Genomic DNA, 6,308 nt, shown 5'->3' with positions numbered 1-6,308 from the left:
AGTAGGACCGGTTGAACCGGTGATACCTGTGGCCCCAGTATCTCCAGTTGATCCAGTGTTACCTGTTGCACCAGTAGGACCCGTTGGTCCAGTACTACCAGTTGCGCCAGTAGGTCCAGTTGCTCCAGTGATACCCGTGGCCCCAGTATCTCCAGTTGGTCCAGTGCCACCCGTTGCACCAGTAGGTCCAGTTACTCCAGTGCCACCCGTTGCGCCGGTAGGACCGGTTGAACCGGTGATACCCGTGGCCCCAGTAGGTCCAGTTGGTCCAGTGCTACCTGTCGCACCAGTAGATCCGGTTGAACCAGTGATCCCCGTTGCGCCGGTAGGTCCAGTTGGTCCAGTGCTGCCTGTTGCACCAGTAGGTCCGGTTGCTCCAGTGCTACCAGTTGCGCCAGTAGGTCCAGTTACTCCAGTGCCACCCGTTGCGCCAGTAGATCCGGTTACTCCAGTGCTACCAGTTGCGCCAGTAGGTCCGGTTGAACCGGTGATACCCGTGGGCCCAGTATCTCCAGTTGCTCCAGTGCCACCCGTTAAACCGGTAGGCCCAGTTTCACCCGGTGCTGCTAAAAGTGTGTAATCTGGTGACGTATCGGGCGTACCTGAAGGAGGGGCAGAATCCACAATATACGTACCACCACCATAAGTGACGACTTGACCTACTGAATATGTTGGTGCTATTACAGGATCATAGGCTTCAACACCACCTAATCCAATTCCTGTAGCCCCAGTTGGTCCAGTGCCACCCGTTGCGCCGGTAGGTCCAGTTACTCCAGTGATCCCCGTGGCACCGGTAGACCCAGTGCTACCAGTGGCGCCAGTAGGCCCAGTTTCACCAGAAGCAGCCAAAAGAGTATAGTCAGGGGAGAGTCCAGGTATCCCTGATGGAGCATCAACATTGGCAATGTAAGTACTGCCATTAAACGTGACAACTTGCCCTGCATCGTAATCTTGTGATTGTGAGGGATCAAAGGGGAGGGCTCCGGTTAACCCGCCAGCAGGTCCAGTAGGTCCCGTTGGTCCAGCGGGACCTGCCGGGCCTCTTGGTCCAACAATTTGATTTGGTTTTGATTGTTTGTTTCCCTTTGCAATGTAACAGGGTTGATTCCCCTGGGGTATCTTTTGTTTTGGATATTCTTCTTTTATGAAGGGACAGTCTCTTTTTCTAGGACGGTCATGACGTGATCTTTTGTAATGAGGCTGTTCATGGTATTTACCGCAAAAGGGACATTTGTGATCGAATTGATTGTACAAATTGCCCATCTCCTAAAATTGATATTTCATTCTATGTGCAAATTTTCAAATTGGAAGTAAAACCTAGAAAATCATCATTTCGAAAATCATCGAATCAAATCATTTAAATCTTTCATGAATTTATGTTATGGTGTTGAAAGTATAAAAATAGTATGATATTTGACAGAAATGGGGACATCATTTATGAGTCAATCAGTTTTACAGGGCAAAGCCTATTCCGTTTTAAATTTATCCTCTGTGACAGAAGGAGGCACCATTAAAGAATCTTTTGATCGTAGCATGGATTTAGCAAAAAAGGCGGAGAAGTGGGGCTATCATAGATACTGGCTGGCAGAACACCATAACATGGAAGGGGTTGCGAGCTCTGCAACGTCCGTTTTAATTGGATATATTGCTGGAGGAACTGAAAAAATTCGAGTAGGGTCTGGTGGGATTATGCTGCCAAACCATTCTTCACTTGTCATTGCCGAACAATTTGGCACACTTGAGACATTGTATCCGGGGAGAATTGATTTAGGTCTTGGACGAGCACCAGGGACGGATCAGTTAACAGCAAGAGCGCTTAGACGTAATCTTCATAACGGAGAAGATTTCCCTGAACAGCTTGAAGAACTTCGTCAATATTTCAAACCAACCGGTCAAGTCAAAAAACATGTAAGAGCTGTTCCAGGAGAAGGGCTAGACATTCCGATTTGGCTCCTTGGTTCAAGTGGTTTTAGCGCGAGACTTGCAGGAGAACTTGGATTGCCATTTGCTTTTGCGGCACATTTCTCACCTAAAAACACAATCCCTGCGTTAGAATTGTATAGACAGTCATTTAGACCTTCTGATGTGTTAAAGGAGCCTTATGCCATGGTTGGTGTGACTGTTTTTGCTGCAGACCAAACAGAGCGAGCTGAATATTTGGCGACTTCTCATTATCAGCGGTTTTTGAGTCTTATTCGCAACACGCCAGGTAAACTTAAGGCGCCTGTCGACAGTATGGACGGCCTTTGGAGTCCGTATGAAAAGGCGATGGTGGATGAACAATTAAGTTCGACCATAATCGGGGATAAAGAAAAGGTGAAAAAAGAATTAGAAGCCTTTATTGAAGCTACTCAAGCAGATGAAGTGATGATTAATTCGGATATGTTTGACCATCAAGAAAGAATGCGCTCGTATGAAATCATCGGAGAGATCTTTCAAGAGGCACAGGAAAAATAAACATCAAAAAAGAACTGCACAGAGCAGTTCTTTTTTATTTATGCTTTTGTAAAAATGCGGAATGGTTGTCCGATTGGCAGAACAGTACGGCCAAAGTGTGTATTAAGGACAACAGCAGCTGAACCATAAAACGAAAGCAGGGAAATGATCAATTCTGCAATACCTGCCATGGTATGTGTTACATCGTACATCACACCAAACGAGCTAAGGGAAAGACCAATGAATAAGAAATCAATAAAGACGAAAATCAAAAATAACACTTTATGTGTTTCCATTGCACCAATCGTCATAAACAAGCTGAAAATTAAATAACCGATAAACGCAAAGCCTAACTGTTTTGGATCTGCAGCTCCCGCAAGCGTTTTCCCAAAAACGCCGGCTTGAATGAGCCAAGTGGTTCCAACGCCCATCCAAAAAAGACCGAATGCGCCAAAGGCAGTGGCTCCAAAAATATTATGATGCTTTGAATCTTGTATGGACGCGATTAGCTGCGCGATTCCTCCAAGGAAGATAGCCCAAGGTAAAATAAGGGAAGTGCCATCTGTGATTCCTAGTTTTTGTGAGGACGCAACGAGCGTCACCATTGCTAAACCAAACAAACCAAGTGGTGTTGGGTCTGCAATTGATAATCGAATTGCTTGAACATTCTGTTTTTCCATAATGACCTCCTACAATTTGCACTTACAAAAGATACTCGAATTCGATAGAAACGTCAAGCTCTTTTTAGTAGACACTTGCAACGTCTTCCAAATAAATCTATATTTAATACATATTAAATGTGATAGAAAAAGAGGGATAAAATGAGTAAAGGCTTATCTGGAAAAACAATTGCCATTTGTGGCACGAGAAAAACGGAAGAAATGCGGACACTTGTCGAAAAGCAAGGAGGACAAGCCGTTATTCGCTCTCTTCAAGGAACAGTATTTTTAGCCAAAGAGGAATTAAAGCCAGGCATTGAGACCTTTGTCAAACAAGGGGCGGATTGGGTGATTTTGACCACAGGTATCGGTACTAATACATTAATTGAGAGTGCAGAAGAACTGCAGCTCGGTAAAGAATTTATGAACATTCTATCAAATGCACAGATTGCTTCAAGAGGATACAAAACCTTCGCTGCGCTGAAAAAACATGGAATTCAGCCAGGCGTCTCTGATGAAGACGGAACGGTTCGTGACCTGATTTCAAAGCTAGAAGACAAGGAGTTTCAAGGTAAGCGCGTTATGGTGCAGCTTCATGGTGAAAACGCACCAGCTCTCATTCAGTTTTTACATGATAAGGGGGCAGATGTTTTACCGCTTTTACCATATCAGCACACCCCTCCTGAACCAGAGGCTGCTGAAACACTTTTTCGAGAAATGAAAGATGGACAGGTTCATGCCGTCTGTTTTACAACCGCTGTCCAGGTTCACGCCTTTTTCAAGCTAGCAGCAGAATGGGGCAGAAAAGAAGAATTGCAAAAATTATTTGAGCAGAACGTGCTGGCAGTAGCTGTCGGAAAAGTCACTGCTGAAGCTTTAAAAGAAGAGGGAATAGACCGAATTCTTGCCCCGTCACTAGAGAGAATGGGTGCAATGATTATAGAATTATCACAATATATGAAAAAACATTCAGCACACTCATAAAAAAACGCCTTTCACCAGATCAGTGAAAGGCGTTTTTGTTAAATTGTCCGTTTTCGATTCGTCCGAATTTTTTTGAATACGAAATAGAGAACAATGAGGACGATGGCAATGACCATAATAGGGGTTGTATAAGCGTGAGCAACGCTTTGAATGTGATCCCATTTTGTCCCAAGCTGCATGCCAAGATAGATAAATAAGATAGACCAAGGGATGGCAGCTAGTCCTGTCAAGAAAACAAATTTCAAAAAAGGCATCTTGGCAATACCTGCTGGAATCGAGATAGCATGGCGCACAACAGGGATAAAGCGCGCGGTAAACACTACACCGGTTCCATACCGGTCAAACCAGCGTTCTGCAGTCGCGATATGATGTTCATGGATGAATAAATACTTTCCATACTTTGTTAAAAAAGGTCTTCCGCCGTACAGACCGATCCAGTAAATAAAACACTGGGCGAGCGTACCACCGATGACGCCGGCAATAACAGCTCCAACAAAACCAATTGTGCCTGTTGAAACCATATATCCGCCATAGGCAAGTACAATTTCACTCGGAATGATTTCAATCATCAGTCCTAATGCTACACCTACATAACCAAGGCTTGTCAGCCAGGTTAAAATTTCATTAAAAAAGGTTCCCATTCATTTCACTCTGCCTTTTAATACGAATTTTCTTCAAGCATCCTTATAAGAGCGTATGCTTGTTTTGCTTTTCTCATGAGTATGCTTTCTATATATGCCAGCATGGCTAGCGGCTCATCACAGACCCCGCATAAACCTAGCTTTTCAAAAGAAAGCTCTCGTCTAGCAGATTTTATCATACCATATTTGCCTGCATCTAGACGATCTACTTGTTATATGAAGAATTGCCACCAGAAAAGAGAATAGGCTTCCTCCGTTTTTTCAACAGATCATGATATAATCTGTTAGATGAAACGAACGGGTGGTGCACAAACATGTATTTAACAATCGTAGAAACAGCTGAATACTTAGAAGTATCTGAAGCGTATATTGAAAAATTAATCCAGCAAAACAAGATCCGTTACGTATTTGACGGGGAATCATATCTTATTTATCAAGGTCAGTTTCAAACGCATTTAAAGCAGCTCGAACAATATAAAGAGCTTATCCAAGAGATCCTAAATGAACCGATTCCAGAAGACCCAGATGTAAAGGATGAAGATTAGAGCATTGTCATTTTTCAATACATATGCATTAAAAGGGAGTGAATACAATGGAGAAAAAGGCTTTATGTGAAGCCTGTCAAAAAAACGCAATGAATGTGGTAGAAGCGTCTGATGAACCGAAACAACCTTATCATTTATGCCATCCGTGCCACGAAAGACTTCTCACTTATTCATTACGCCCTATTGAATGGTATAACTTAGCCGTTCTCCATTCTCCTAAACAATTTTTACTGCACGATGATTTTTATGGAGAGGATGGACAGGCTTTCCTAGCAGAGGATAACGTCGTCGTCATCAAAAGCGATGAAGCACCAACATTACAAGCAGTTAGATATGATTTGGCGTCTTTATTAGACTTTTCTATCACTAGATGGTTTCTTGAGGATGATGTCATTGATGCTTTGAAACAGCACGATCAGCAAAAGATCTTTGATGCTGTTCAAAGTAGGTTTGATGAAACGCATCATGTCGAAGTGAAGTCGCGCATGATAGAAATTACGGCTGATGTGTTAGGTACCTCTGCTGCTGGGTGGGTAAGGGAACTTTTGGATCAAGATGATGAAGAATTTCTTTATCCGCTTTCATGGGCAGCCGCCAGCAGTTTGCCAGTAGATGAGGGATTACAACGTATTCTAGAGAAATTGAAATCCGTCAGCGAAAAAGAAAGGCCGATCGCAGCTTTTATTTGCCTGCACCGTTTCCGTTCTCACAATATATTGGATTGGATGGAATCAGCCTGCACCCATTTTGACGATCATTGGGGAAGGCTGGCAGCCGTATGCTGTCCAACCTGGGAAAGAATGAAATCTTGGCTCGATAAAGGAAGACCCTTCAGCTTAATTGCACTGGATACAATGGCAAATTGCGCCAAAGGGAATAGACCGGTCCTTGTGGAACAATTCTCTCCTAAAATCCTAAGAACAGATAAAAAGGAAGTAGAGAAGATTTTAATTGATTATCATCAAAAAGATTGCGTTCCACGAGTCAAAATGAAAGTGTCTAAAATCTTGGAGAACAAACAAGTTATATTTGAATAAACCTTT

General features: G+C 43.2%; 7 protein-coding genes. 4 read left to right on the top strand and 3 right to left on the bottom strand.

Annotated features, from left to right (window positions below; translation table 11 throughout):
• A partial coding sequence (locus tag AKG37_RS19275; protein WP_077233691.1) for a hypothetical protein occupies positions 1-1,263 on the bottom strand: 1,263 nt, incomplete at its 3' end.
• Positions 1,264-1,437: 174 nt separating this feature from the next.
• Between AKG37_RS19275 and AKG37_RS05750 the strand changes: the two genes are divergently transcribed.
• Positions 1,438-2,457 (top strand): LLM class flavin-dependent oxidoreductase, encoded by a 1,020-nt coding sequence (locus AKG37_RS05750; RefSeq protein ID WP_060697940.1) that lies wholly within the window; start codon positions 1,438-1,440, stop codon positions 2,455-2,457.
• A 38-nt stretch (positions 2,458-2,495) separates the two neighbouring features.
• Here AKG37_RS05750 and AKG37_RS05745 read toward each other — a convergent pair whose 3' ends face one another.
• Positions 2,496-3,116, bottom strand: a complete 621-nt coding sequence (locus tag AKG37_RS05745) for an acetate uptake transporter (RefSeq protein WP_060697939.1) — start codon at positions 3,114-3,116, stop codon at positions 2,496-2,498.
• 141 nt (positions 3,117-3,257) lie between these two features.
• On the opposite strand from AKG37_RS05745, the gene AKG37_RS05740 reads away from it, so the two are divergent.
• Entirely contained in the window at positions 3,258-4,079 is an 822-nt protein-coding gene (locus AKG37_RS05740; RefSeq protein WP_060697938.1) for a uroporphyrinogen-III synthase, read from the top strand.
• A 38-nt stretch (positions 4,080-4,117) separates the two neighbouring features.
• Here the strand turns inward: AKG37_RS05740 and uptA are convergent, their stop codons facing one another.
• Positions 4,118-4,720, bottom strand: a complete 603-nt coding sequence (gene uptA, locus AKG37_RS05735; protein WP_060697937.1) for an undecaprenyl phosphate transporter UptA — start codon at positions 4,718-4,720, stop codon at positions 4,118-4,120.
• Positions 4,721-5,034: 314 nt separating this feature from the next.
• Here uptA and AKG37_RS05730 point away from each other — a divergent pair, with 314 nt between their 5' ends.
• Together AKG37_RS05730 and AKG37_RS05725 are read left to right on the top strand one after the other, a co-directional pair.
• Positions 5,035-5,265: an excisionase family DNA-binding protein gene (locus AKG37_RS05730; protein ID WP_060697936.1), complete on the top strand. Its 231-nt coding sequence runs from the start codon at positions 5,035-5,037 to the stop codon at positions 5,263-5,265.
• A gap of 47 nt (positions 5,266-5,312) precedes the next feature.
• Positions 5,313-6,302 carry a hypothetical protein gene (locus AKG37_RS05725; protein WP_060697935.1) on the top strand — a complete coding sequence of 330 codons (990 nt, stop codon included), beginning with the start codon at positions 5,313-5,315 and terminating at the stop codon, positions 6,300-6,302.
• The last annotated feature ends 6 nt before the right edge of the window (positions 6,303-6,308 follow it).

Source organism: Bacillus australimaris (assembly GCF_001307105.1).
GTDB lineage: Bacteria > Bacillota > Bacilli > Bacillales > Bacillaceae > Bacillus > Bacillus australimaris.
The sequence above is the reverse complement of the archived record's forward strand: the minus strand, read 5'-3'. Positions and strand labels throughout refer to the sequence as shown.